At 50.1% G+C, this 25,851-nt stretch carries 17 protein-coding genes; 9 read left to right on the top strand and 8 right to left on the bottom strand.

The window, feature by feature from the left end:
- Positions 1-54: 54 nt before the first annotated feature.
- The 6 genes from OLMES_RS19860 to OLMES_RS19885 form a co-directional block, all read right to left on the bottom strand.
- On the bottom strand, positions 55-648 hold the full coding sequence (locus OLMES_RS19860) for a hypothetical protein (protein WP_087462865.1): 594 nt from the start codon (positions 646-648) through the stop codon (positions 55-57).
- A gap of 455 nt (positions 649-1,103) precedes the next feature.
- Positions 1,104-1,880 (bottom strand): efflux RND transporter periplasmic adaptor subunit, encoded by a 777-nt coding sequence (locus OLMES_RS19865; RefSeq protein WP_157678412.1) that lies wholly within the window; start codon positions 1,878-1,880, stop codon positions 1,104-1,106.
- 111 nt (positions 1,881-1,991) lie between these two features.
- Positions 1,992-3,992 (bottom strand): preprotein translocase subunit SecA, encoded by a 2,001-nt coding sequence (locus OLMES_RS19870; RefSeq protein WP_157678413.1) that lies wholly within the window; start codon positions 3,990-3,992, stop codon positions 1,992-1,994.
- Complete coding sequence (locus OLMES_RS19875) at positions 3,985-6,138, bottom strand: HlyD family efflux transporter periplasmic adaptor subunit (protein WP_087462868.1); 2,154 nt, start codon at positions 6,136-6,138, stop codon at positions 3,985-3,987. The genes OLMES_RS19870 and OLMES_RS19875 overlap by 8 nt, the downstream gene beginning before the upstream one ends.
- Entirely contained in the window at positions 6,138-8,045 is a 1,908-nt protein-coding gene (locus tag OLMES_RS19880; protein ID WP_087462869.1) for an efflux RND transporter periplasmic adaptor subunit, read from the bottom strand. The genes OLMES_RS19875 and OLMES_RS19880 overlap by 1 nt, the downstream gene beginning before the upstream one ends.
- A 55-nt stretch (positions 8,046-8,100) precedes the next feature.
- On the bottom strand, positions 8,101-8,880 hold the full coding sequence (locus tag OLMES_RS19885; RefSeq protein ID WP_087462870.1) for a SapC family protein: 780 nt from the start codon (positions 8,878-8,880) through the stop codon (positions 8,101-8,103).
- A gap of 516 nt (positions 8,881-9,396) precedes the next feature.
- Between OLMES_RS19885 and OLMES_RS19895 the strand changes: the two genes are divergently transcribed.
- From OLMES_RS19895 to OLMES_RS19915, 5 genes are all read left to right on the top strand, one after another.
- Positions 9,397-10,848 carry an SWIM zinc finger family protein gene (locus OLMES_RS19895; protein ID WP_087462872.1) on the top strand — a complete coding sequence of 484 codons (1,452 nt, stop codon included), beginning with the start codon at positions 9,397-9,399 and terminating at the stop codon, positions 10,846-10,848.
- The gene (locus OLMES_RS19900) at positions 10,842-12,395 is read left to right on the top strand and encodes a DUF5691 domain-containing protein (RefSeq protein WP_087462873.1); all 1,554 of its coding nucleotides are present in this window, start codon (positions 10,842-10,844) and stop codon (positions 12,393-12,395) included. The genes OLMES_RS19895 and OLMES_RS19900 overlap by 7 nt, the downstream gene beginning before the upstream one ends.
- A 113-nt stretch (positions 12,396-12,508) precedes the next feature.
- A complete protein-coding gene (locus OLMES_RS19905; RefSeq protein ID WP_087462874.1) occupies positions 12,509-13,588 on the top strand; it encodes an ATP-binding protein in 1,080 nt (359 codons plus the stop codon).
- Positions 13,589-13,599: 11 nt separating this feature from the next.
- A complete protein-coding gene (locus OLMES_RS19910) occupies positions 13,600-15,990 on the top strand; it encodes a DUF5682 family protein (protein WP_087462875.1) in 2,391 nt (796 codons plus the stop codon).
- A complete protein-coding gene (locus OLMES_RS19915; RefSeq protein WP_087462876.1) occupies positions 15,978-17,180 on the top strand; it encodes a VWA domain-containing protein in 1,203 nt (400 codons plus the stop codon). Before OLMES_RS19910 ends, OLMES_RS19915 begins: the two co-directional genes overlap by 13 nt.
- Before the next feature lie 104 nt (positions 17,181-17,284).
- On the opposite strand, the gene OLMES_RS19920 is transcribed toward OLMES_RS19915, so the two are convergent.
- A complete protein-coding gene (locus OLMES_RS19920) occupies positions 17,285-19,066 on the bottom strand; it encodes a choice-of-anchor D domain-containing protein (RefSeq protein WP_198343051.1) in 1,782 nt (593 codons plus the stop codon).
- 579 nt (positions 19,067-19,645) lie between these two features.
- Between OLMES_RS19920 and proV the strand changes: the two genes are divergently transcribed.
- The 3 genes from proV to proX are packed head-to-tail and all read left to right on the top strand — an operon-like array spanning position 19,646 to position 23,012.
- Positions 19,646-20,839: a glycine betaine/L-proline ABC transporter ATP-binding protein ProV gene (gene proV, locus OLMES_RS19930; RefSeq protein WP_087462879.1), complete on the top strand. Its 1,194-nt coding sequence runs from the start codon at positions 19,646-19,648 to the stop codon at positions 20,837-20,839.
- Entirely contained in the window at positions 20,836-21,990 is a 1,155-nt protein-coding gene (gene proW / locus OLMES_RS19935; RefSeq protein WP_087462880.1) for a glycine betaine/L-proline ABC transporter permease ProW, read from the top strand. Before proV ends, proW begins: the two co-directional genes overlap by 4 nt.
- Positions 21,991-22,022: 32 nt before the next feature.
- Positions 22,023-23,012 carry a glycine betaine/L-proline ABC transporter substrate-binding protein ProX gene (proX, locus tag OLMES_RS19940; protein WP_087462881.1) on the top strand — a complete coding sequence of 330 codons (990 nt, stop codon included), beginning with the start codon at positions 22,023-22,025 and terminating at the stop codon, positions 23,010-23,012.
- Between the two features lie 136 nt (positions 23,013-23,148).
- Here the strand turns inward: proX and OLMES_RS19945 are convergent, their stop codons facing one another.
- Positions 23,149-24,123 carry a DMT family transporter gene (locus OLMES_RS19945; RefSeq protein WP_087462882.1) on the bottom strand — a complete coding sequence of 325 codons (975 nt, stop codon included), beginning with the start codon at positions 24,121-24,123 and terminating at the stop codon, positions 23,149-23,151.
- A gap of 247 nt (positions 24,124-24,370) precedes the next feature.
- Between OLMES_RS19945 and OLMES_RS19950 the strand changes: the two genes are divergently transcribed.
- Complete coding sequence (locus OLMES_RS19950; RefSeq protein WP_087462883.1) at positions 24,371-25,318, top strand: hypothetical protein; 948 nt, start codon at positions 24,371-24,373, stop codon at positions 25,316-25,318.
- Positions 25,319-25,851: the final 533 nt, after the last annotated feature.

Consider the following 25,851-nt stretch of genomic DNA (forward strand, 5'->3'; position numbering starts at 1 on the left):
AACGGCACAAAGCCCGCTCAAGATGAGCAGGCTTGGTTACTGAATAAGGAAAAGCTATGGGTGAATCCGGTTCCGCAGACCAATGCATGCAATGAGCAATAAAAACACTGTCGACGGCACAGGAACCTGAGAAGGGTCCACGATATCGAGCCTGAGGTTTTCAACGACCAGTGTTGAATCCAGCCCGGCATCACCACCACCGATTCTCGATTCCAGGTCAATCAGCAAACCAACACTGGGAATTGCCGCTGAAAAGTAATTTGCCAGACTCGCACTGAATGTTCCGCTACGGCTTTCATCAACTACCCACTGCGCGAGCCACTGCCCTTGATAAGGATCCTGAGAGAACCAGTCAAAAATGGTCACCACCATAGCATCGTTATTGAACTGAACATCTTGGGGTTCATTGAAGGAGTAATCAAAGCGCAACACATTGAATTCCCCGGTCAGAATCACTTCTGGATCCCCGAGAAACGGATCATTGCTCAATCGTTGAAAATCCCAGCCATCTTCGTAAAATTCGGCTCTGCTGCCATCTGCAGATACCGTCACATCACCCTCGACATAAAAATCGTTGAAATCCAGCGGGATTGCAGCGGTCGCAGCACTTAGACTCAACAGGGCTAGAATTGATAAAAACTTGTACATCGTTCTTTCCTTCAAATAATCATTCTTTCCCTGTATCCGGTCGCCACTCTGTTAAGCGATCAGCCAATTGAAAAGCCAGCGGATACGACAAGCAATCACTGCCTGTATTGCGTTCGGCACAGCGGGAAAAAACAGGTTAAATTTAAGAGAGAACACTTCGAATAGAGTGAATCGCTACACCGTGAATCAAGCGATTTAAGCGTTATGCTGCTCAGTTGCACAGGTAAAAGCGCACGGGAATCCAAACGTCTCTGACGGGCGCAACATTACCTTACAAATCTTCACAGTGGGTTACAGTGGTATGAATTTTGCCGTGGGCCGGGCCAATTTGTAGTAACACTGTGAACCTGCGATCAACCTGGATAAATGTCGCAAAACCTTCACAAATTGATCCCAAGTATCGTGAGATAATTGCCGGTTAAACAGCAAAGCTAAAACAAAAAACGGTTCTAGAATTATGAACCAGTAAATCGTACGGAACATTTAATTCCGGAGGGAAGCTGTAACTCATCGTTACGCAATTTCAGCCGGACACCGAAGGTCGAACTGGCGGCATCCATGACCGAGTCAACGACTTCCACCTCCGCAGTGTAACGCCCACCAATAGGATCCTGAGGGATAATCTCGGCTGTCATGCCTTTTTTAATTTGACCGAATTGAGCCAACGGCAGTATTGTTTCGATATTCAACACATCCGTCTGAGCCAACACCAGTAAGGGCGTCTGTTCATTAATATACTCGCCGCGAGCCACCAGACGACGCATAATCACGCCGGATACCGGACTGTTGATGACGCGCTGATCCAGAAAAATCTGTCGCCGGTCACGCTCGAATCGGGCCAACTCCATTTCCATGCGCACTTTTTCCAGCTCTTCTTCCGATGTGAGAGACTGAGCCTTCAAGGTTTCCTGTCGAATAAACCGACGCTCCGCAACATCATAACGCGCCTGGGCGAGATCCAGATCAACCCGTTCAACATCACTGACCAAGCGTACCAGGGTTTGCCCTTCCCGCACTTCCCAACCACGGTCGACCAGCATCTCTTCGACAATCCCCATTACCGGGCTGCCGACCTGGATAATTTGCCGAGGCTTGATAATGCCGATAAAATCTTCAGCATGAGCGTTCAGACTGGCGAAGAAAGTAAACGCCAGCATCAAACCCCGCGCTAAAAACCCGACCCACCGGGCGATATTCCCGAAAATAGTCAACTGACTAAACCGAAGCGACATCAGCAGCCCTCTCATTCAACGTTCAATAAAACATTTATTCGTTTTCAGCCAGAAACAAGTTAACGACCTGATCCTGGCGCATATACTTTCAACTTGTGCGCTATTTTAGCGCTATTCTGCCCGACCACTGAATGCCAGTATCCGGTGTGTCTGCTTGTCCGACTCCATCACCTGTTTCCGGCGTTGCTCGTGCTTCGCTTCAATCCGTTTTTGACTGAGCGCAAAGTGATAACGGGCCAGCAATTGCCCCCACAGGCTACGACCATCCCAGAGTCTGGACAATAGCCACCCTAAAATAACAGAACCGTGCTTACACACAATTTCGTCATCCAGCGCCAAAAACGCTTCAACTCGACCCGGATCCCCCTGACGGGCACAGCGACCATACAGCTGCCGATCCACACGACGTGATTCATGACGCTCGGTTGCCACGACGGTTAAGCCACCCAATTCAAGAGCCGCTTCGGCGATTTTTATGTCCGTTCCTCGCCCCGCCATATTCGTGGCCACGGTAATCTGACCGGGTTGTCCTGCTCTGGCGATGATTGCAGCCTCTTCCTGATCATTCAACGCATTCAAGACCTGGTGGGGCAAATTGCCTTCTGCGAGCAAACCGCTTAAAAAATTAGAGGTTTCAACACTTTTGACACCCAGCAATACCGGCTGCCCTTGACCGTGCAGCATCGCGACCCGCTCAACCACTTGCAGCCATTTCTCCCGCGCTGAGCGAGTATAGCGAACGGGCTCAAAAAGGCGTTTAGAGGGCTGTGCAGGCGGAATTCTCACCACTTCCAGGCCATAAATACGACGCAACTCCGGCTTGATTTCCTCTGCGGTACCGGTCATTCCTGCCAGATTGATGTAACGCTGAAAAAATCGTTGGTAGCTGATTCGTGCTGCCGTTTCACGGGACGCAGTTAACTCACAACCTTCTTTGAGCTCTATCAACTGCTGCAACCCGGCTTCCCAGGCCCGCCCTTCCATGACTCTGCCGGTATTTTCATCGACAATATTGATCTTGCCTTCAGCAACAAGATAATGACGATTACGAATAAAAAGATGCCGGGCACGTAGCGCCTGCAACACCAGCTCATCCCGCGGAATGCAATTACGCCAAAGCCCACCAGACTTTTCACCCAACGCCTGAAGCCGGGCCTTGCCACTGGACAATAAATCGATAGTGCGCTCCCGTTCGGAGACGCAGTAATCGCGGTTTACATCCAGCGCATCTGCAAGCTGCAGGGCTGTAGCATAAATCCGGTCATTTCCGGCACGACCTCGCTGGGATGAAATAATTAACGGAGTCAACGCTTCATCAACCAGCACGCTATCAGCCTCATCGATGATGGCGAACGATAATCCGTTCAGCAGCAATCCGGAGTCCGGGCCTTGCTCTCTGGCACAATATAGCGGCGACAATTGTTGTCGTAACCCATCTGGCGCGGCACCGGTCTGCAAACGATCGCGTAGATAGTCAAACGCGACTTGCTTGTTGGTACAGTACACCACTTCGGCACGATATGCCGTACGCTTTTCATCTTCATTCATGGTATCCAGCACCACGGAAACCCTTAACCCCAGCGCCTGATAAAGGGGGGCAAACTGTTCCGCATCGCGCCGGGCCAGATATTCGTTAACGGTGATCACATGCACCGAAACACCACTGACAGCCGCGGCACAGGCCGTTAATGTGGCGCAAAGGCTTTTGCCCTGCCCGGTATCCATCTCCGCGATGACCCCGTGCATCATCGCCCACGCGCCCGCTAATTGATGTGGGTAATGACGCATACCGATTTTTACGCCTGAAACCTCACGCACAATGGCAAACACCTCCGCCAGTGTTTGATTACAATAACCGGCTTTACGGATCTCATAGCGTAACGTCTCGAGGCGGGCAAGATACGCCTCAGCAGTCTCAGCACTCAGCTGTGAACTAAACCGATCAACCAATGCCAGGAACTGCTGTCGACGTTTCACAGATGTCGCACGCTGCTGTTTGCGTGCATGAACATACCGGTTAACGCGGGTATCAAATGGGTCAGTGGCAGATTCTGGTTTCCCGGGGTATGCACCAAAAGGAACCTGGAAGGGAATCCGGATCAGGCTAGACACTGAACTCCTCCAGGAGCAGCAGGCGGAGATCATGGAGCCATTGCCAAAGTACGGGTTGGCTGGAATGATAGAAGCGCAGATACACCCGTTGTTCATAGTGCCGGGGCACAACGCTTTCAGTCAGGGTAATATCGAATTCGAACCACTTTTCAAAGGCTGAAATTTGATCTCCCTGACGTGGATCAATGCCAATATCACCACCACCCAGTGTCCCCAGTACCGCACTTGGCAGCCGGTTCGACCCGCCCGGTACGGCACGGTCGATTACCCCCTCAAATACACTTCCAACATCGTGGGCAAAACGCAATTCGATCCGCTGAAGATCATCTCTTACCACCCCGATGTCCTGTTGCGGGACAACCGCACGCACTCGAGTGGGCTGGTCCGGGAGCACATAGCCAATTTCATCTCCCTTGCGGACAAACTTTCCCGGAAGATCCTGCACAAGCGGTACGACAAACCGCCCAGTCGCCGGACTAATGATCGTCAGATCAGCCATACGTTCTTGTGCCCGCTGCAAATCAGCCAAGGTTGCATCCAGATTTTTTTGCTTCAACGCAGCATCAACCGGGCTTTCCTGAATGGCCTGATAATACGCTACCTCCTGCTCCTGCCTACGGGCCTGCAACACATCGATATCCTTGCTCAAAAAAGGATCAGCACATTGAATCAGAGGGCGTCCTTGGCTCACCATTGAATCCGGCGCCTGTGTGATTTCTGATATCTGACAATCTGTACCCGCCCTGACAATTGCACTATCTGGCAACCAGACGACACCCTGGGCATTCGTCCAGCGGGGTACAGGCACAAGACACAGCATTACAAAGCCAATCGAGACCACAGATATCACCGCCGCCCAGGGCCGCACACGGCCATTACCTTGAGCGGGTTTGCGGATTATCATGAATCTCAAGCCCTTGAGCACGGGCAAAACAAACATTGCTGACAACGTCCACAATGCCAACACGACCCCGACGATAAAAAATTCCTTGGCGATAAATAACGCAATGGCAACGGATAAAAAAGCCCGATAGACAAAGGATGATATGCTGTAAAAGATAAACCAGCGTCGCTCGCCAGGAGCCCGCACCGGTGATACGACCCGCTTCATTCCTAAAATGTACTTTTGCAACCCGTAGGTAAAATAACGATTGGCCCGAACAAATAAATTAGGTATCTGGATCCCGTCAACCAACATGTAATAGCCATCAAATCGCAATAAGGGGTTGGCGTTGAACAATAACGTCGATACACCGGCAATCAGCATAACGTTGTACGCAATACTTTTGCCCACGCCTTCGGGCGCATCAAGCCAATAAAATAGCGCTATAACGGCAATCAGCACTTCCACCATCATACCCGCTGCGCCGACAATCAAGCGCTTGAACGGCTCCCGAAATGCTGAAGCGGCACTGGCATCCACATAAGGCACTGGCATAAAAACCAGTAACATGATGCCCATTTCATGAACCTCCCCTCCCCAGGCTTTGACGGCCAATGCATGCCCAAGCTCATGCAGGGCCTTGATGAGGGGAAACAGCACCGCAAGCAACAAAAGATTACCGGGACTGAGCACTTCAGCACTGATATTTTCAGTCAGCACTGACCAGTGGATACCAGCGGTTACCAGAGCCATCACCACCAGACACAACCAAATGAATATTCCTGCTTTACTGAATACGGGCCGGAACCAGGGCGCGAGAGGGGTCAGAATCCGATCAGGGTCGATCAAGGGTATTTTTATTGCGAGCGGACTTAATATCTTTTGACGCCATTTCTGGCGTTTCTCTTGCGCCAGTCTCGATGTCATTTCTGCGATGTCCGGGGGTACGTCAGAAGCAAGCGCACCGGCAGCATGTAACTGCCCCAACAGATTAATCAAATCATCCTGGGAAGGCGCTTCAGCCCCCAATCCGGCAACCGCGGACTGCCAGATTTCATCGACCGACTTCTCGCCATTTAACTGATCCAGTACTTGATAGGCGGCGGGCGTAAAGCGATGAAACTTGCCGGTGATATGATTTTGCAACACATACCAGATCTGATCCCGGTAGACATGGCGATGGATATCAATGTGCCCTTTTAAACGGGGCTTTAACTCTGCGACCCGATACCAGTGGGGACTGAATAACGACGATACACTCACTAAGGCCACCAGCGCCAGAACCAGAGCGTCAGCCAGTCACTCAACCCATGGGTCCAGATCCACCAGAGTTTACGCTCACCCACCTGCACTTTTGCGGTACCCTGCATCCCGGGACGTAATTGCTGACCCGGGTTCAATATTCGCGCTTCAACCCGGAAACGGGTTGCGCCTTGATCAGCTTTTGCTACCGGGGTCACTTTCTCGACAACAAATTCATATGCCTCATCATTCAAGGCTGCCAGAATGACCTGCCCCTGCTGATTAATAGCAAGCTCATCGATATCATTTTCGGGGACCGCGAGTATCAAGCGGTAATCCCCCAGTTGAGCGATCCGCATCAAACTATCCCCACGGCTTACGGGTGCCCCGAGACTTTGAGATAAGTCCCCTGAAACCACTACACCGTCGAAAGGTGCTTTGGCTTCGGTACGCGAAAGCTGTTCCGCAATCAATTGCAATTGCGCTTGAGCCTGTTCCAGTTGGCCATTCAAAATCCCCGCCTGGGCAAAATCACCTTCGACCATTGCCGCCAGATGCTGTTGTTCGACCTGTGTTTTTTTGTAAACCCATTTCTGCTGCTCAAGCTCTAAATCCCGATTATCCAGCGAGAACAAAACATCTCCGGTTTTGACCTCATCTCCAGGTTTAACATGGCTGGAGGCAATAAAACCATCAATGGGTGAACTGATATAACGCTGTGTCCATCCTTCCAGCGTGGCATCGGCAGCCACTCGATATTCAGTGGTGAATAAGGCAAAAAACAGAGTGAGAGCGGTGACAGCCACGGTCGCCAATTTGGTACGGTAAAATCCGGCTCCAAGCCATCGCTGAGCGAGACCATTCGCAGACCGTATCAACTTGCGGCCAATCCATTGTTCTTCTTGCTCCCGCAACTTGAGCAGAGGCCCCAAAAGAAGACCGATTTGCTCACAGAGGGCCAGTTTATGGTCATCAAAGAAATCTGGATCAGCATGTTCCAGCGTCACCGCACCAATAATCTGTGGCGAACCATCCATCATTCCTTTACTGCTTTTGGGGCGGGGCGTTAACGTTGTAGAAAGCAGTACGGTTGCCACCGAACCGGAACCGGAATGCTCCTTGAGCAAGCGATGAGACCGGGATATCTCCCGTTCCTCTGCGACTCGCGGGTAGCGGACACGGCACTTTTGATCAACCGCTTCATCCATTGCATTGCCCAGAAGCCGAACCACGTTGGTTCGCTTGTCGAACTCCACATCATGGGAAATGGCAATGACCTGACAGCGACGCCCTTTAGACAAGCCTAAAGCCACACGATCACAACCGAGACTGGAAGCCCATTCAGTCACCAGCGCAAGCGCTGCAGAGTTTAAATCGGGGTGTTCCAGGCTGAGGCTGGCCAGACTGAAAGCAGAGGTGAGTCGATGGTGCAGCGCTTCCCGTCGCCGCCGGTCTTCAATACGAAAATAGTTCTCAAACCAGACGGCCCCCCACTGTATATGGCGGATAACGGTGGTCACTTCAGCCTGGGAGATGACAGGTAGCGACAATGCGACGACACCCGTCAGTTCATCATCAATAACAAGTGGATAGCCAACCTGCAATTCCGAAGAAGTCGGCGCCAGAATAACGGTTTTACGTTCCCGCAGCGCCTCTTCTGCCACGTTCGAGAGACGGGCTCCTGCGCCATTGCTACCTGCAGACCATTGCGCGACAGGTTTGTATGCCTCTTCCAGCCGCAAAACAACACATGCAGCCTCGAGTTGCTGAATCCGGCAACTTAACAAGCCCAGCCAGTTCTCCGAAAACTCCCGGATATCACCGATGCTGTCTCCGCCAAACCGCTGCCATATTGCCTCTTCACGGGAGAAAATCGAGCTGACTGTGGACGCACCGGGTTTTACCTCAACAGACTTGTGTGCATCCATACTCGATTACTCCAGAAACGACTAAATACAGCAATGCTCAACACCGCAAACGATATCAAACCGTTTCGGCAGTGGTTGACTCAGACTCAGTCTTTGTCAATGGTGCTGCGTTATCGGCCTGGGTCACTTTCGCCATGATTTCGCCAAAGCTTCGAATCGAATGCAGATGCAGATAAATCAGCTCTAGCCAATCATTGCGTACAAACTCTGCCAGTACTTCTGAAGGAAGCTGTTTCAACTTCGCCCGGTCAATACCTCTGAATCCGGAGATCGTTTCTACACCCTGAGCCTGAGTGCCAAATCGGGCACTCATCGGCTGCAGCAATTCAAGCTCTACAAGGCGCTTGCAAAAAGCCTGGGTACGGTGATAGTGGGCCTGATACTCTTCCAAAAAGCCCAGCACATTCTTCAAATACTGCGTTTGTTCACCGTCCGCATCGAATAAACGCTCTCCTCGCCCTTCCTGATTGCAGCCAGCATAATTTTCATCGAGACAGAGTGTGAGTTTGTCGCCGTTTTCAGGGCTAGAGAAAACAAATGGGTAGCGACGGATAAACGCAGGAATATAACGGGCATGCCAGCCTTGCTCAGTACTGAAATAACGGTTTTCATTTTCTTTGAAACCGAGAATAACGGCTGGCATGACCTGCTCGTCCGTACCGATAAATACAATAGTATATTCCGCCGCTGCGGCAGGGAACTCCACCAGCGTCAGTGGAGCAGAATTCACATCCTTGGCAAAGTTGAAATTGTCTAAAGGTTTTACGTAAAGCTCACGGTGTTTGGTTTTGTTCAATGGAGCTACGTTTTCATACATTAATAACTGCTTGGACATCTCAACTTCCCTTTGTGCTTGTGCGGCATCGCTAACAAAAACTTGCACCGCAAATTTGGCATGTGAATCGAATGGAACCCATTTCGAGGCGAAGTGTAGAGACCAAGTATTAAAGATTTATTGCGATTCCGGATTGTCACCACCGGAATGTGAGCCTGCACACACCTGGGCATACCGGAAAGCATCATGAAAATAAGAATACCAACGTCAGCGTCAACCCGACTGACACTGGCAACGCGATCAAGCCAACCGCAGTTGGCAGCACCAGGTGCATTGGTGAAATCAGGCAAATAAATGTACAGAACATGATCAGCAAGAACATCAACGTAAATTTCACTATCACCATATTTGCAGCCCTTTATTTGCTTTTGGGTCAGAATACAAATTAAAGCGACACATATGGTCGCTTTAATCAATAAAATACAAATTGTCGCTGATCAAGGCGTTTCAAGCCTGAACATTCGCTGTTAATATCAATGGCTTAAATTAACTCAAAATCGGAATACACTAACGGAAATGGATATTTCCCTCGAAACCATACAAGATCTGGCACCGGATCAAGCATCGCTGAATGCTGCCAAGAAACTGATAAAACCGGGTAAATGGCCTCTGACCGGCCAGGCATCTTCAGTCAATTCAATCTGGGGACAATGTCAGGGATCCGGAGCGAATCCTTACTACACCATGGCGGATGTGGTGGATCATGGTTACAAGTGCACCTGCCCTTCGCGAAAATTCCCCTGCAAGCACGTCCTCGCATTACTTTGGCAATACGCCGATGATGCCGGTCGATTTACCGAAAGCGAACCACCCGAGTGGGTGGCAGACTGGCTGGGCCGCCGCCGGAAAACAACGTCTCAGACCTCCGAACCGGATATCACGAGCGCGCAAAAGCCAAGCCGTAAAAATATACACAGCACCGACGCTATTACCGATGCGCAAGCGACTGAATCACACTCCCCTGAGGAACTGGCCAAAAAAACCGCCGCGAAAGCAGCACGGTTGCTGAAAGCTCGCGAGGCCAGTGACGCTGGCATTCGCGCCGGTTTACTCGACTTCCAACAATGGGTCGATGATCAACTTCGCACAGGTATCGCACCGATGCTGAAAGAACTAAATAGCCGTTGCAGGGGGATGGCCGCACGACTTGTAGACGCCAAGGCAAGTACATTGGCTTCTCGTCTGGACGAGCTACCGGCAAAAGCCCTCGGTAAGCCCGCTGCGGCACAAGCCACGACGGTACTCCGTGAACTGGGCCAACTCATTCTGTTGAGCGAAGCCTGGCTCGGTAACCCGGATGATCCCGATGCCAGAGGCGCAATAACCACAGCCGACAATCGAGAGCAAGTGCTTTCAGCGCCCAATGTAGAACGGACTAGTGGTGTTTGGCAGAATATCGGCGAACAAATCCATACCCGCCGCGACGGATTGATCAGTCATGCCACCTGGTTAATTGAAATGACAGCCCCGGCAGCAAAAATTGCCCTGCTGCAGGACTACTACCCCGCCTCTGTCGGGCGACGGGAAGCCGGTCTGAGTGTAGGAAAATTCGTGAAAGGGGATGTCGTTTTCTATCCCAGCCGCCAGCCCTGCCGGGGCTTCTTGCAGAATTATGAATTTATCGAGGCTGATCCGGTGTTGTGTCCCACAACCTCAATGTCCCCTACAACCTCAATGTGGCCCACAACCTCAATGGAGCTGGATCGCCATTACTTGCAGCAACAAAGCCTGATCCCCTGGGCTGAACAATGTCCTTTTGTTCTGGGGCCTGGCCGCATCCGGCAGGACAAATCCGGCCAGCACTGGTGGCTCGCATTGGACAGCAGCCGTCACATTTTAATTGCGAACCCGGCACTCCCCGGAGTTGTTATGGGTGATACGCTAGAACGCGCTTTTATCATCTGGGATGGCAACAGTGCCACGTTGCTCAGTGTCCAGAGCCAATGCTGGGGGACAATCGTATGCTAGACCCAAAGATTGAAGAACAGGAACAAACCGGGCTGGATTCATTAAAACACGAACTATCACAACTGGAGCAGTTACAGCGCCGCTGGATGGTGGGGGATGATCAACCTCTGAAGCTCGATGATTTCCCTCAGTCCTGGCATCCGCTTCTGGAGCAACAGGATCCAGATCGTTTCCGTATTCTGGCTCTGGCACTCCAGAGCCAATATTCAGCAATACAATTGCAATCCCCACCATCGCAATCGGATTTTTGTGACCATGCAGACTTGCCGAGACTCAAATTCCCCTGCGTAAACGATGCATTACGACCACTCGTCCGCAGAGTGCTGACCGCTACACAAAAGCGAAGTCCGGAACACCTTGTCATGGTGCTGTCTCTGATGCTGGACCGGGGTTATACGGCCCACCCTGTGGATTGGCTCCCAACGGCGCAGGATGACATGCTTCCTGAGGCGTACTGGCCTTGGTACCGGTGGGTTATGACCCAGCAGTCTGCCACCGAAACAGACTCGCAACACCCGGAATCGAGTGAATTGAATGCAGAAAACTGGGACCAATGGTACCCCGCCGAACGGGTACAGCGTTTAAGAACTCTCCGTGCGCTAGACCCCCATCGCGCACGGGAATTATTGCAAAACTGTGCGCTACGGGAATCTGCAGAAAAGCGCCTGAAACTGATTCAAACATTGGCGTTCAATCTAGGTGAATCCGACAGTGATTACCTGAAAACATTACTGAATGACCGCTCTCAGAAAGTGGCCCAGTTTGCGGCCCAGCTGCTCTTGAGACTGGGCGATGATACAGTGCTGGAGGTCTTGCAAGCGGAAGCTGATCTTGCACGGGAACTTGCAGACGGTTATGAGTTGGTAAATCACGGCGTACTCAAAAAACGCAACCAGCTGAAACCACGAAAACTGAAAAACAAAACACAACGGGCGATCCGTTCTGAACAACTGACAAAAATATCACTTGTCAGCCTCGCCAGCGCTTTAGGTTTAAGCATTGCTGAACTGGTCACCACTTGGCACTTTCCTGAAAACAGTGCACACGACAATCGCGTATTCATGCAAAAAGCAGTCAGTAGTCTGGCAGATGATCAACTTGATGCATTGTTGGATAACCTTTTGAACAGTGCTGAAGAACAGACGGATTTTATCGGACTATTGCAGTTACTGCTGCCCCGGCTGTCAGAAGAAAAGCGCGCTCAACTCTGCCTGGAATTACTGCAAGCTCCGTCCACAAAACTCGACTTTCAGGACTGCTTGGCGTTCCTCGCTGGGCCGCTTTCAGCACTGGACTGGAATGCCATGGAAAAAACAACACCATGGCTCAATATTGTCAAACAAGTAAAACTTGATCTGGAAGGGGCGGCCTATATTGATAATACGCAGCTGTCTTATGAGTTTCAGGCACTCGGTCTGATACTTCCCCGGAAGATGGCAGAATCGGCGCTCGAAACGGTCAAGGCGTTGGGGATTCGACCGTCCGATCCTATTTTGGACGCACTGCGACTGAACAGCCGACTCAAATCCAGTCATTCGCCGGAGTAAATCAGATTATTAAACCGGACACACCCGATGATCAACCTGAACGGTGGATCTAAACACTCAATTTACACGCTTAAATTCAACTCGCAACTAATTTCTATAGCAAGGATTCGCCCATGAGCAATGTACTTCGACAACCCGCTGAATTGACGTACCAGATGGAACTGGATGCCCTTAAAGCAGAAGATACCGGTCCCAAACCCACCAATTGGAGCTTGTCTCCCCAAGCCGTTGTTACCTATCTGCTGGGCGGACAGACACCCGGCGGTACGGAGATCAGCTCAAAATATATTGGCAATCGCCGCCTGATCGAAACGGCAGTTGCTACGCTGGCAACAGACCGGGCCTTACTCTTGCTGGGTGTGCCGGGAACGGCAAAATCCTGGGTTTCGGAACACCTGGCGGCGGCAATTTGTGGCAATAGTACCCAGGTTATTCAATGCACTGCGGGTACAGATGAAAACCAGATACGCTATGGCTGGAACTATGCCCAATTACTGGCCAAGGGCCCGAGCAAAGAAGCGCTCGTTCCCACACCTCTGTATCGTGCAATGGAGTCCGGAACACTCTGTCGCCTGGAAGAACTGACCCGCATGGGATCAGACGTACAGGATACCCTGATCACCGTTCTGTCAGAGAAAATGCTGCCCATACCCGAGCTTAATTCTGCAATTTATGCGGAACAGGGTTTCAACGTTATTGCTACGGCAAACAACCGGGACAAAGGTGTGAACGAGTTATCGTCTGCCTTGAAACGACGCTTCAATGTTGTGGTTTTACCGCTTCCGGATGATATGAATGAGGAAATCAGCATTGTCGTTCGCCGGGTGGAGGAAATGGGGTCTTCATTGGCGCTGCCTGTACCCGCCAACGCAAAAGCAGAGATCGAGAAAGTTATTACCATCTTCCGCGAACTGCGGGGAGGCGAAACCCTGGATGGCAAGGTCACGCTCAAAACGCCCACCGGAAACCTTTCTACCGCAGAAGCGATCGCCGTGATGGTCGGTGGCCTGAGTCAGGCCAACTGGTTCAACAATGGCAAACTTGGTCCCGAGGATATCAGCAGTAATCTCGTCGGAGCAATTGTCAAAGACCCGGTTCAGGATAAAGTCGTCCTGGAGGAATATCTGGAAACCGTGTTGAAAAAACGTCGGGATTTCGCGCCTTATTACAAATCCATGAACGATGTCCTGTAGGGGGCACGTTCATGGAAAACACAGCGAACTCTGCCATTCACTACCTCGGGGTGCGACACCATGGTCCGGGCTCAGCCAATCGCGTTGTTGCCGCCCTGGATGCATTAAGACCCCGACAGGTATTGATCGAAGGACCCAGCGACTGCACCGAGCTTCTGCCAATGCTGGCTCAACGAGATATGACCCCCCCTGTGGCGTTATTGGCTTATGTAGCGGACGATCCGGCATGCAGCCTGTATTACCCGTTTGCAGAATTTTCACCCGAATACCAGGCCTGTTGCTGGGCCGTTAGAAATTCAGCGACAGTAGCTTTTATTGATATGCCGGTCAGTATCCAACTGGCGCAAATGCTTGCACAGCGATCCGAACCCGATGACGACGCTGAAATGGCTGAAGAGATGACCGGAGGGGCCACTGAAGTACAACCATCAGATCAAGAGCCCGTACCCGATCCGCAGGATGTGAATCCAATCGAAACAGATGCTTTACGCTTGAATGATGCACTGCAATTGAGTACAGACCCAATCGGCGCACTCGCCACACTGGCAGGTTACCAGGATGGCGAATCCTGGTGGAATGACTTGATCGAACAAAACTCTGATGACGATGTAACCATTTTTGCCACCGTTGAAGCGGCGATGACCACACTTCGGGAGCACATTGCAGATACTGATGAGGATGAACCCGTTGCCGAACGAAATCGTTATCGTGAAGCCTTTATGCGCCTGGAAATCAGTAAAGCACACAAGGCAGGAGACGGCCCGACTGCAGTAATATGTGGCGCATGGCATGTTCCAGAACTCAAAGCAAAACACAGTGCCAAAGCTGACCGCGAGTGCCTGAAAAACCTGCCGAAAAAGCACCCGAAGAGCAAACTCAAACAAACCTGGATTCCCTGGACCTCCCCTCGCCTGGCAAGCCAGTCCGGGTACGGTGCCGGGGTATCAGCCCCCATGTGGTACAAACACGTCTGGCGACATCGCAATAACCCCAACGCACTGGAGCATTGGCTGGGCCATGTCACAGCAGCATTGAGAGCAGCCGGACATGTTGTATCAACGGCATCCATTATCGAAGCGGTAAGATTGTGTACCAGTCTGGCTGCGGTGCGAAATCGTCCGAATCCCGGTTTTGAAGAAGTTCGAGATGCCAGCATCGCTTGCCTCTGTTTCGGTGAGTCTGTGCAATGGACCGCAATAGAGCAACAGGTTTTACTGGGCCATGATGTCGGCGAAATTCCGGAAAATGCCCCACTGGTGCCTTTGCTGGAGGATCTGCAGCGCCTGCAGAAGTCTCTAAAGCTCAAACCTGAAGCATTGGATCGGGAGCTTTCACTGGATTTGCGCGCACCCGCAGGCCTGCAAAAATCAATTTTGCTGCATCGGCTGAAGATACTGGATGTCCCCTGGGGACGGCTAACAGACTCCGGCAAAAGCAGAGGCACCTTCCGGGAACGCTGGATTTTGCGCTGGGAGCCCGAATTTGCCGTAAAGCTGCTTGAAAACCTTATCTATGGCAGCACGATTGAACAGGCCGCTAACACCAAAGTCTGCGAAAGATTGCAACAAACCCAGGAATTGGCTCAGCTTGCCAATACTGTGCAACATTGCCTGGAAGCACAGCTTGATGGTGCTGCAGAATATGGTTTGAAACGCATCGATGAACAGGCAGCCCACACCAGTGACGCCATTGCATTACTGACCAGTTTAGCGCCGCTGGTTAACCTCAGCCGCTACGGTACCGCCCGTTCGATATCCCTGACCCATATTGCTGCACTGGTGGACCGGCTCGCCATTCAGGCCGCACTGGCCCTGCCACTCTCTTGCCGTAATTTGAGCGATGAAGAAGCCAATCACTTTTGTCAAAGTATTAGTGAAGCGCATCAGGCTGTCCAGTTGGCCAACTTGCAGGATGATATTTTAAGTGATTGGTGGGAAGCGCTTCTGACGCTATCCGAAAGTCCTCAAACGTCCTTTCAAATTGCGGGATTAAGCGCCCGGCTTTGTTATTTGGGGCAGCAAATTGCAGCCGACAAATTACAGATCCAATTACAGCGAGCACTATCTCCTGCCCGACCTGCAGCAGATGCTGCACGTTATTTCGAAGGTTTTTTTGCCGGCAGTGTTCAGCGGTTGATCTATGACGATATGCTTCTGGGTACTGTGGAAAGCTGGCTTGTTCATCTAGAGGATGAAACCTTTATCATGTATCTCCCATTATTCCGGCGGGTATTTTCGGGGCTTGACAGTATGGAACGAAAACGGCTGCTGCAAACGATACTCGAAGGCCGACAAGGATTACATACTGAAAAAACATTGAACGCGGCCCTGCTCCCCCACTGGCCAGATCACCTGCAACGGATAGGCAAGCTAATACAGAGAGATAAAACATGGACCCAGTAGACGCTCGTATCGGTACCGAACCAGAACAACCCATAACCGAAAAAGAACGCCGTTGGCGTTTGGTATTGGGTGGTGAAGACCAGAGTAATCTGGATGAACGAGATCAACGCCTCTCCAGTGCGCTGGGTGCGCTCTATAGTAGCCCGGAAAACAAGGGTAGAAAAGGCAGGGGCAGTCTGAATCGCTCTGCGCCAGCCGTATCAAAATGGCTAGGTGACATTCGGGAGTTTTTCCCGAGTTCCGTAGTACAAGTAATTCAACGGGATGCATTTGAACGTTTGGGCCTGAAAGAAATGCTGATGGAACCGGAATTCCTCTCAGCCATCGAAGCGGATGTTCATTTGATTGCCGATTTGATTAGCTTGCGCTCTGTGATGCCGGAGAAAACCATTGCGACGGCACGGGAGGTGATCCAGAAAGTTGTAGACGAATTGATGGCCCGTCTGGAACAAAAAACGGCTGAGGCCATTCGAGGTGCGATCAATAAATCCAAACGCACTTTCCGCCCTCGCTTTGCCGATATTGACTGGCCCCGGACGATCAGTGCCAACTTGCGCCACTACCAGCACGAATACCAAACCATCGTACCGGAAAAACTAATCGGTTTTATGCGCCAACAGCGCCGCATCGTTGATTTGGATGAGGTGATACTCTGTGTTGACCAGTCCGGCTCGATGGCCTCATCCGTCGTCTACAGCGCCATTTTCGCGGCCGTGATGGCTTCGATTCCTGCGGTTAAAACCAAACTGATTTGTTTTGATACGGCAATCGTCGATCTGACCGATGACCTGGAAGATCCCGTTAGCGTCTTGTTTGGCGTGCAACTGGGGGGTGGAACCGATATCAATCAGGCCATTGCCTACTGCGAAACCAAAATCGAACATCCCGCAAAAACCCATTTGATATTGATTACCGATTTATATGAAGGGGGTGATGCGGAAAGCTTGAAAGGGCGAATAGCGAACCTCATCCGTCAGGATGTGAATGTCATTACACTGCTGGCATTGAGCGATGATGGTCGCCCCTCCTACGATGCAAACCTGGCGGCAGACTTTGCTGCACTGGGGTCACCGGTTTTTGCCTGTACACCGGATCAATTCCCCGACTTAATGGCCACGGCCCTGAAACGAGAGGATATTCTGGACTGGGCAGCAGATCAGGAAATAAAAGCAGTGAGGGCTTCGGAATAGCATTAATTTGAAAAAACGCCTGTGCAGTGCACAGGCGCAAATAGAGGACTATGTTACCCCGCCTGAAGGGTAACTTAGCTTACCGGATTTAAACAAGTTCGCACTTATTCAAAAATCGGCGTCATTTCCAGCTCGATCAGATTATCTGGGCCGGCCATTTTTCCACTCAGGATACTGGTCAACAAACCACAGTTTTCCAATTCTGGCAGATCGTAGATACCGGAAACCACACCACCGGTAATTGCATCAAACTGACCTTCTTCAGACATTACGGTAAAGGTTACCGGCTCTTTGGTACGACAGTCTTCACCGCCACCGATTGGCCAATCAATAAAGCCAAACAGGGTTTTGGTTACTTTTGGAATTTTTACATAAGCCTGGGAAGTTGCAACCAGGGTTCCATTCTGCAAGGTACCCACAGTCTGCCCGACGTTTTCGAATTCAACCGTTGCGGTTGCCTGATACTGATTCCAGCCCTGGATGATTTCGAAGCTACCCTGAGTTTGGTTGATATGTAGGTCACCCACAAATTCACCGTTACACAGATTAAGCTCGGTATCGACTTGACCTTCCAGATCCAGTTCACCACCGCTCGCCGCCAGATGGGTTAAACCCGTCACACCCAACGATATCGGCAATACAGAGCTGTCGTCACAACCACCGTCCTTACCGGAACCTGAAAGTGATACCGCAACCTGAGGCTCATCCGCATCGTCAGAAGAAACTACCAGAGTTCCACTTACAGTCGCAGTGGAAGAAGGTGCAAATTGTACTGTCGCGGTACACTGGCCTGCTGCAGGAACCGTTCCACAATCGGAGCCCGTCAGGCTGAAACCTTCACCACTAATCGCCAGATCAGATACAGACAATGCAGCGGTTCCCACATTACGAATCGCAATATCAACGCTTGCCGATTCGCCCAGAATCACTTGACCAAAGTCGAAGGACGCCACGGGTACATCAATTTCCGGCTCGGGAATCGCTTCGGTGGTACCGGACAACGGTATGGTCACAACCGCTTCGTCTTCATCAGTGGACTCAATCACAAGATTAGCTGTGTGAGCACCTTCTTCCGACGCCGTATAGGTGAGGTCGATAGTACAGGTTTCATCTGCACCCAGCGTGGTACAATCATTCGTTACAACAAACGCGAAAGCATCAGGCCCGGTTACGGATACGCTGTTGATACCCAGCGCCAGATCACCCAGATTGGTTACTGTAACGGTATCGGAAGCCGAATCACCGATCAACAAGGTGCCAAAATCAACAGCCGTTTTATCAACATCGATTTCCGCTGGGTCGACATTGCCACCGCCAGCGTTCATTACCACTAGAACGTTATCCTGCCCCTCGACCAAAGTACAGTCTGATGTAAATTCACCCACAGGAGCCGGTGCTACAGAACCATCCGCTTTGAGGTTTCGCAAATTCAGGATCAAGTCATCAACGGTAAGCGAAATTTCGCCGGATGCCTGAGCCGCTGTAAAGGTTACCGCTGGGGCATCTCCAAAAGCGGGCACATCGAATGGGCCGGACAGATTGGAAGGCACGTCAGTTGGCTCAATGGTCAATAACGTGTCGTTGCCGACATTACCATCAATGGTGTGAAACGTATTGATACTCTGGGCTGTACCGGTAATCGTGGTAGCATCAACAAAGGCCAGGCCCTGACGCGCTTTATCCGGTACAGTTGTGATCGTATCAATCGCAATCGGCCCCAATTGCTCACCCGCTGCAATCGTCTCAGGGTAATCTGCTGTGATGGTGGCAATGATATTCTGATCACCAATCAGTGGGAACGGACAAATCATTTCCAGTGACTTTGTCACTTGAACAGCAGAAGCCATATTGCTTGCTGCCAGCAATGCGCCTCCCATAACGGCCATAGTTAACGGCTTTCTTTTAAACGGCGTGGTTCTCATTTTTCCTAGTCCTATGTTTAAAGTTGATTTGTGTCTCATTGTTATATGGCTGGTAAAAACTGCCTGACCACAACAAACAGGCTTGATTACCAGCGAAAAATGCTTGAGCCATCCAGCAGATCCGATATTCGTTTATGAGTCGCCTTCCCTTTTTCTGGCAATGCTCGACGGCGAGGCTATTAGGCAGGAAACGGAACATCCAAGTATTGTCAAAAACGGAATTTTTTTGTCATTTGCAGCACGGATATCCGTTTTTTATGCTATTTGTGACTCATTTCTTATTGTCAGTAATTCTGTGCTGAATGAGTCAGAAAACGAAACTCACCGCTCAAAATCCCTACGCCCAGGCAAGCAAGAGATGTCACATCCGTTACTTACAGATCAAAGTACTTTCACAATCAAAAGGGCGTATTTTTCACAAGCAGAAGTGGGCATGAAGACCTCCAAAGCCACCAGGAAATCAGTTTTATCGGGCACTTATTTGCTCTTATGCCAATACCTATATAGTATTTATTTAGCTCACTATTAATTACACCTCTAAATATGTCATATAAAGTCGAAGTTAAGAACCTGTATAAAGTTTTCGGCCAGCGCCCCGAACACGCCTTCAAATTATTGGAGCAGGGCGTAACCAAAGATGAAATTTTTGAAAAGACCGGAATGGTCATTGGTGTGAAAGACGCCAACCTTCAGATTGCCGAAGGGGAGATCTTCGTGGTCATGGGCTTATCGGGCTCAGGGAAATCGACACTGGTTAGACTCCTGAACCGCCTGATCGAACCAAGTCGCGGCCAGGTACTGATTGATGGCGAAGACATTACGGCGATCAGTGATGATGCCTTGCGACAGATTCGCCGCAAAAAAGTCAGTATGGTGTTCCAGTCCTTTGCCCTGATGCCCCATTTAAATGTGCTCGAAAACACTGCTTTCGGCCTGGAGCTCAGTGGCGAAGATTTGACCACTCGACAGGATAAAGCCATCAAAGCACTCGCCCAGGTCGGGCTGGAGGCTTATGCGAACAATTATCCAGATGAGTTGTCTGGAGGCATGCAACAGCGAGTCGGACTGGCCAGAGCACTGGCCAACGATCCCGACATCATGCTGATGGATGAAGCATTTTCTGCCTTGGATCCACTCATTCGGACTGAAATGCAAGACGAGCTCCTGCATCTACAATCCAAACTGCAACGAACCATTATCTTTATCTCCCATGACCTTGATGAGGCCATGCGCATTGGTGACCGCATTGCAATCATGCAGGGCGGTGAAGTTGTCCAAGTGGGCACACCAGATGAGATCTTGCATAATCCAGCTAACGATTATGTTAAGTCATTTTTTAAAGGCGTGGATGTCAGCCATGTATTCAATGCCGGAGATATTGCGCGAAAACTACAAGTCACATTAATAAAAAAACAATCCAGCGATGGCCTTCGAACCGGCCTGAAATCACTCCGGGATTATGACCGGGAACATGGTTATGTTATTGATAAAGACGGCAAGTTGTTAGGTGTAGTCTCTGCCAACTCCCTCAGCGCCGTCATCAAAGAAGAAAAGACATTGAGCGAAGCTTTTCTCGATATTACACCACTGCAGACTGACACACCGATTCGAGAAACCCTGGGCGTTGTTGCGCAGGCCCCCTGCCCGCTTCCAGTAATCGACGAAAACCAGAAATACTGTGGCGCGATCAGCCGCACTCTACTCTTGGAAACACTGGATCGGGAGGAAACGGCATGAGTACGGATACCCAAAACCCTTGGGCAAGCACCGAACAACAAGCAACGCCGGATACGGATCAAGACACTTCTGCTAACAGCACCGATTCCTCGAATCCTTGGGCGAGTACAGCACAACCGGAAGAAAGTACGGCTTCCAATCCCTGGGGCTCCGCCGGTGAGCAGCCCAGCGCTTCCGAAATAATGTCGGCTGGCCCTGTGGAAGAAACTGACTCTTTCTCTTGGTCCGATCCGTTTCAGGAAGAATGGATTCCTCTCGAAGATTGGGTCGAAACCGGTATTGAATGGCTGGTTGGTAACTTTCGTCCATTTTTCACCGCAATCAAAGCACCAATTGATACCACACTTGGCTCCATCGATACGCTGTTACAGAGTATTAATCCCTTTATCATGATCCTGTTCATGGGTTTGCTGGCCTGGCAAATGGCAGGACGGCGACTAGGCATTACGACGATGATTGGGCTTTTCCTGGTCGGGATAATCGGTGCATGGCAGGAATCGATGACCACACTATCTCTGGTTATTACCTCTGTGCTCTTCTGTATGCTGATCGGCATCCCTACCGGTATCTGGATGGCACGCAGTGATCGCGCCCAACAGATTATCCGTCCCATACTGGACGCCATGCAAACCACCCCGGCCTTTGTCTATCTGGTTCCGATTGTCATGTTGTTCGGGATCGGAAATGTACCCGGCGTAGTCGTTACCATTATTTTCGCGGTGCCACCGGTGATTCGTTTAACCAACTTGGGTATCAGGCAAGTACCCGAAGATCTGGTCGAAGCGGCCCACTCCTTTGGTGCCAGCGGGCGACAAATGCTCTTCAAAGTACAATTACCCCTGGCAATGCCAACGATTATGGCCGGGGTAAATCAAACCCTCATGCTCAGCCTGTCCATGGTGGTCATTGCCTCGATGATTTCCGTCGGTGGTCTTGGGCTCATGGTTCTGCGAGGCATCGGAAGACTGGATATCGGCCTGGCCACTGTGGGTGGTATTGGCATTGTAATACTCGCCATCATTCTGGATCGTATGACGCAATCCCTCGGTCAATCCGCCCGGGATCGCGGCACGCGACACTGGTACGAAACAGGTCCAGTGGGCCTGCTCTTTAAACTGAAAAAAAATTCAACAAACAATAGTTCAGTTTAACAATACTCAATCGCAATGGAGGAAAATGCAATATGACGACACTTAAGAAAATCGCGTGCGCCCTCACGCTGGTCACTGCAACCAGCACCAGCTATGCGGATTCAATGCCGGGCAAAGGCGTTAGTGTGGTTCCGGTACAAAGTGCCATCGCAGAGGAATCATTCCAAACCATCGTTCTGAATGAAGCCTTGAAACAACTCGGCTACGATGTGCAACCCATCAAAGAAGTCGACTACAGCGCAGGTTACACCTCTATCGCCAATGGCGATGCGACCTATATGGCCGTTAACTGGTATCCACTGCACAACACCATGTATGACAATGCCGGTGGGGATAAGGTTTTCTACCGAAAAGGTCACTATATCGAAGGGGCCGCTCAGGGTTATCTGGTTGATAAGAAAACAGCAGATAAATACGGCATTGACAACATCGGCGATTTCAAAGACCCCAAAATTGCTAAACTTTTCGACACCGATGGTGACGGAAAAGCCGATCTGACCGGGTGTCAGGCAGGCTGGGGTTGTGAGGGTGTCATCGAGCACCAGCTGGATGCCTTTAAACTGCGGGATCGAATTACCCACAAGCAAGGACAGTATGCCGCCATAATCTCTGACACCATCGCCCGCTACAAAGAAGGCGATTCGATTTTCTACTACACCTGGACGCCTTATTGGGTTTCTGGAAAACTGGTACCGGGTAAAGATGTCGTCTGGCTTGAAGTGCCCCACTCCGCAAATCCGAATGGCACCGACACAAAATTGCCAAACGGTAAGAACTACGGCTTCGATATCAACAGCGAACGTGTTGTAGCCAACAAAAAGTTTGCACAAGCCAACCCGGCTGCAGCAAAATTGTTTGAAGTTGCCAAGCTGTCTGTTAATGACGTCAGCGCTGAAAACATGCTGATTGCCAATGGCGAAGATTCCCAAAAGCAAATCAAACAACATGCCCTGAACTGGATCAAAGCCAATCAGAGCACCTTCAATGGCTGGTTAGACGCGGCGCGTAAAGCGGCTAAGTAAATCAGCCACCCACTTCCCGCCCTTCGCCCAGCGGAGTAAGGGAAGTGGGCAAAACCAGCCGCCTTTATCTTCAGCCTTGATCCATACGCCTTAATCCACAAAAAACTCATGCTCTGCATGGGGCGAATGTCTCAACTCAAGTTGTTGGCTTGAGACGGGCAACAGAGTTCACCAATTCAGTTCTGTCGGACATTTTGGCAGCACGCTCCAATTTCCGTAAGTAGAGATTATTGGCCACCAATGCACCGATAACAAAGCTCGCTCCCACCAACTCTGCCGTCGTAAATGAGCGCCCCTGAATCACACCAATGGTGAATGCTGTTATCGGAACAAAATTGATGAACAATACACCATTAACCGGCCCCATAATTTTTATTCCGGTATTCCAACTCAAAACCGCAACCAACGCGCCGAGTACAATTAGATACAAGAACGTACCTTTCAACGAAACTACAGTCTCCCAGTCAGGGGTATGTATCATACCACTCATCGTAAAACCGAAGGTGATCAAGGTGATTGAAATCGTACCCAGCACACAGGTCACCGCGGTATACCGTAAGGGTGACCAGTTCGGGAAAGACTGCGCCCCCATGGTATAACTCACCCAACAAAAAGCGCCTGCCAGAAAAACCAGTCCCCATTGACCACTACCACCTGCAGAGGCTTGCATCGGGTCACCTCGGGTAATCACAAGAAACACACCTAAAAAGGCAACAATGATGGCCGCCAGTGTAAATCGTTTAGGCCGCACGCCTTTGAAAAGCCAGGTCAATATCGCGGTAATCATCGGCATCATCGCCATAATCACTGCGCCATGTTCTGGTCGGGTATGTACCAGACCATTGAACGCCAATAGATTAAATCCGGCAAAACCCAACGTTGCCAGAAGGAACAACAAACCCAAACGCCCCTCAAGGCGAAGCGCACCGGCTCCCTCAACCCATATTAGAATCAGGACAAACAGCACCGCAGCGACACCGTATCGAATCAACGTAAGATAAAACGGATCCATCACCCCCAACGCGGGCTTCGCAACCGCAAACATCCCCCCCCAGGAAAGCGTAGCCGCCATCAACAAACCAACAGCTACCGCCAGACTATTACTTTTCATGTACTTCCTCCTCTGTACCTTTATATTCAGAGTTTGTACTGGCTATGCTATCTTTTTCCAAAAGATCTATAATCCCCAAAAACGGAAATTAATTATTTCCAGAATCAACATAGTTGGAGAATTTAACGCAGGACACAAACGGCATGATTCGCCACATTAACGCCGATGTTTAGTTTCTAATTGATAGCAAATTTGTTTAAACTGAAGGGGTTGTAAAAAGCAAAAATGTGATTCAAGGAATGAAATCATGAAACCACTACCTAAGCACCCAGGATATTTCCTTGCGAACAGCGCATGGGGCAATCAAGGGATTAAAGTTTACATACCTGAAACCGAAAAAGCACTTTGGAAGCGCGCTTTACAAGCGAATGCAAACTCAGGATCTAGCCATGTGAATCTGGAACTTTTCAAATCGGTAAAGTCACTTTCAGACAACAATCCCCACAACATAAAATATTCCAGTGACTCTCAAAAAAACCATAAAATACAGGTAACTGCAAAGTTCGTTATTGGCTACAAAGAGTCTACTGAGCACGACATACTGATTACTTTCATCGCTCCAGTTTCTACTACGGACAAACCACCAACAATCTCAGGAAATAACCCAAAACTATTAAAACAGCACGCGTCGGAAGCAGTAAATGTGCAACACAAAAACGACCATCGATTTGTGCTTCCCCCTTATTTCAAAGCCACTTACGACGAAAATAATCAACCATTACCGGCAAACGCGAAGGCGACCTATGTCGATCCAGACTCACTAGAAGTTAAAACAACAGAGTGGGCTTCAATCAGTGATTTGCTGGAAGTTGGTGTTTGGGGTGCTTTTAAGGGGCTTGCAACCTATCGACTCGGACAGGTTCTGCGCTTACCAGACGAAAGTGCTGGAATTGCTGGGGGCTTTGGAGCTACAACAGAACAGCTCTCATTACAAACCCAATTTCGAATTTACTCCGTAACTATTTCTGACTGGAACGGTGATGTTTATCACGGTATTTTCGGAGGGGTCAAAGCGGTTGACTTTAAGTATTTAAGCAATACCCGGAGGGTTAACATCGAGATACTAAAACAATATCGCATTATGGCAGGAAATACTCCCATTTATACCGCTAAGACAGAGCGTGTTGCCGGTCAAGACCACAAAGAATTTATTGCCAACGCGGTTAAAAATGGCTACCCAAATGAAGACAGATGAACTGAGCCCACTAGGACCTATCCAAAAGTTGAAAAAACAAAGACTGTGCGTACTCTCACTTTGCTCAGGGTTGCTTTTTACCATATTGAACACGCCGATTGCGATATCTGTGCGGCACACATTTTCAAAGGCCGCAATCATGAGCCCGAATGAGATTTCCACAATTGCACACACGATACTCATAAGTGCTATTTTTCTGAGTATAATTTTCTTTACCATCGGTGCATTCAGAGCATTCAAACAACAAAGAATTCTTTGCATATTAGAAGAAACACTCTACAGAGTGTTGGTGACGTTTGTTGGATTTACTTTGATTACACTAGGTTTACAACTTATTGGCTATAAATTCTCAATACAATGGCCTTCTCTCGTCGGGGGATTCAGTGCAATTGGTCTCGCAATTTTAATACAGTCAATCTCGAAGTACTCAAAAGAGAATTATAACCCGGATTGATCAATCCCTCCTCAAAACACTCTTTTAGGCTTCACCCATATGTGAAGCCTGTTTCCAAACACGTGGGCAAGCTTGATAA

The sequence above is a fragment of the Oleiphilus messinensis genome (genome assembly GCF_002162375.1).
Lineage (GTDB): Bacteria > Pseudomonadota > Gammaproteobacteria > Pseudomonadales > Oleiphilaceae > Oleiphilus > Oleiphilus messinensis.

What these genes read in the sequence shown, in the direction of transcription:
- proW (WP_087462880.1), top strand. Translation starts at nt 20,836, where the DNA reads ATGAGTACGGATACCCAAAACCCTTGGGCAAGCACCGAACAACAAGCA.
- proV (WP_087462879.1), top strand. Translation starts at nt 19,646, where the DNA reads ATGTCATATAAAGTCGAAGTTAAGAACCTGTATAAAGTTTTCGGCCAG.
- proX (WP_087462881.1), top strand. Translation starts at nt 22,023, where the DNA reads ATGACGACACTTAAGAAAATCGCGTGCGCCCTCACGCTGGTCACTGCA.
- OLMES_RS19945 (WP_087462882.1), bottom strand. Translation starts at nt 24,123, where the DNA reads ATGAAAAGTAATAGTCTGGCGGTAGCTGTTGGTTTGTTGATGGCGGCT.
- OLMES_RS19915 (WP_087462876.1), top strand. Translation starts at nt 15,978, where the DNA reads ATGGACCCAGTAGACGCTCGTATCGGTACCGAACCAGAACAACCCATA.
- OLMES_RS19880 (WP_087462869.1), bottom strand. Translation starts at nt 8,045, where the DNA reads ATGGATGCACACAAGTCTGTTGAGGTAAAACCCGGTGCGTCCACAGTC.
- OLMES_RS19905 (WP_087462874.1), top strand. Translation starts at nt 12,509, where the DNA reads ATGAGCAATGTACTTCGACAACCCGCTGAATTGACGTACCAGATGGAA.
- OLMES_RS19910 (WP_087462875.1), top strand. Translation starts at nt 13,600, where the DNA reads ATGGAAAACACAGCGAACTCTGCCATTCACTACCTCGGGGTGCGACAC.
- OLMES_RS19865 (WP_157678412.1), bottom strand. Translation starts at nt 1,880, where the DNA reads ATGTCGCTTCGGTTTAGTCAGTTGACTATTTTCGGGAATATCGCCCGG.
- OLMES_RS19900 (WP_087462873.1), top strand. Translation starts at nt 10,842, where the DNA reads ATGCTAGACCCAAAGATTGAAGAACAGGAACAAACCGGGCTGGATTCA.
- OLMES_RS19920 (WP_198343051.1), bottom strand. Translation starts at nt 19,066, where the DNA reads ATGGCCGTTATGGGAGGCGCATTGCTGGCAGCAAGCAATATGGCTTCT.
- OLMES_RS19895 (WP_087462872.1), top strand. Translation starts at nt 9,397, where the DNA reads ATGGATATTTCCCTCGAAACCATACAAGATCTGGCACCGGATCAAGCA.
- OLMES_RS19860 (WP_087462865.1), bottom strand. Translation starts at nt 648, where the DNA reads ATGTACAAGTTTTTATCAATTCTAGCCCTGTTGAGTCTAAGTGCTGCG.
- OLMES_RS19950 (WP_087462883.1), top strand. Translation starts at nt 24,371, where the DNA reads ATGAAACCACTACCTAAGCACCCAGGATATTTCCTTGCGAACAGCGCA.
- OLMES_RS19885 (WP_087462870.1), bottom strand. Translation starts at nt 8,880, where the DNA reads ATGTCCAAGCAGTTATTAATGTATGAAAACGTAGCTCCATTGAACAAA.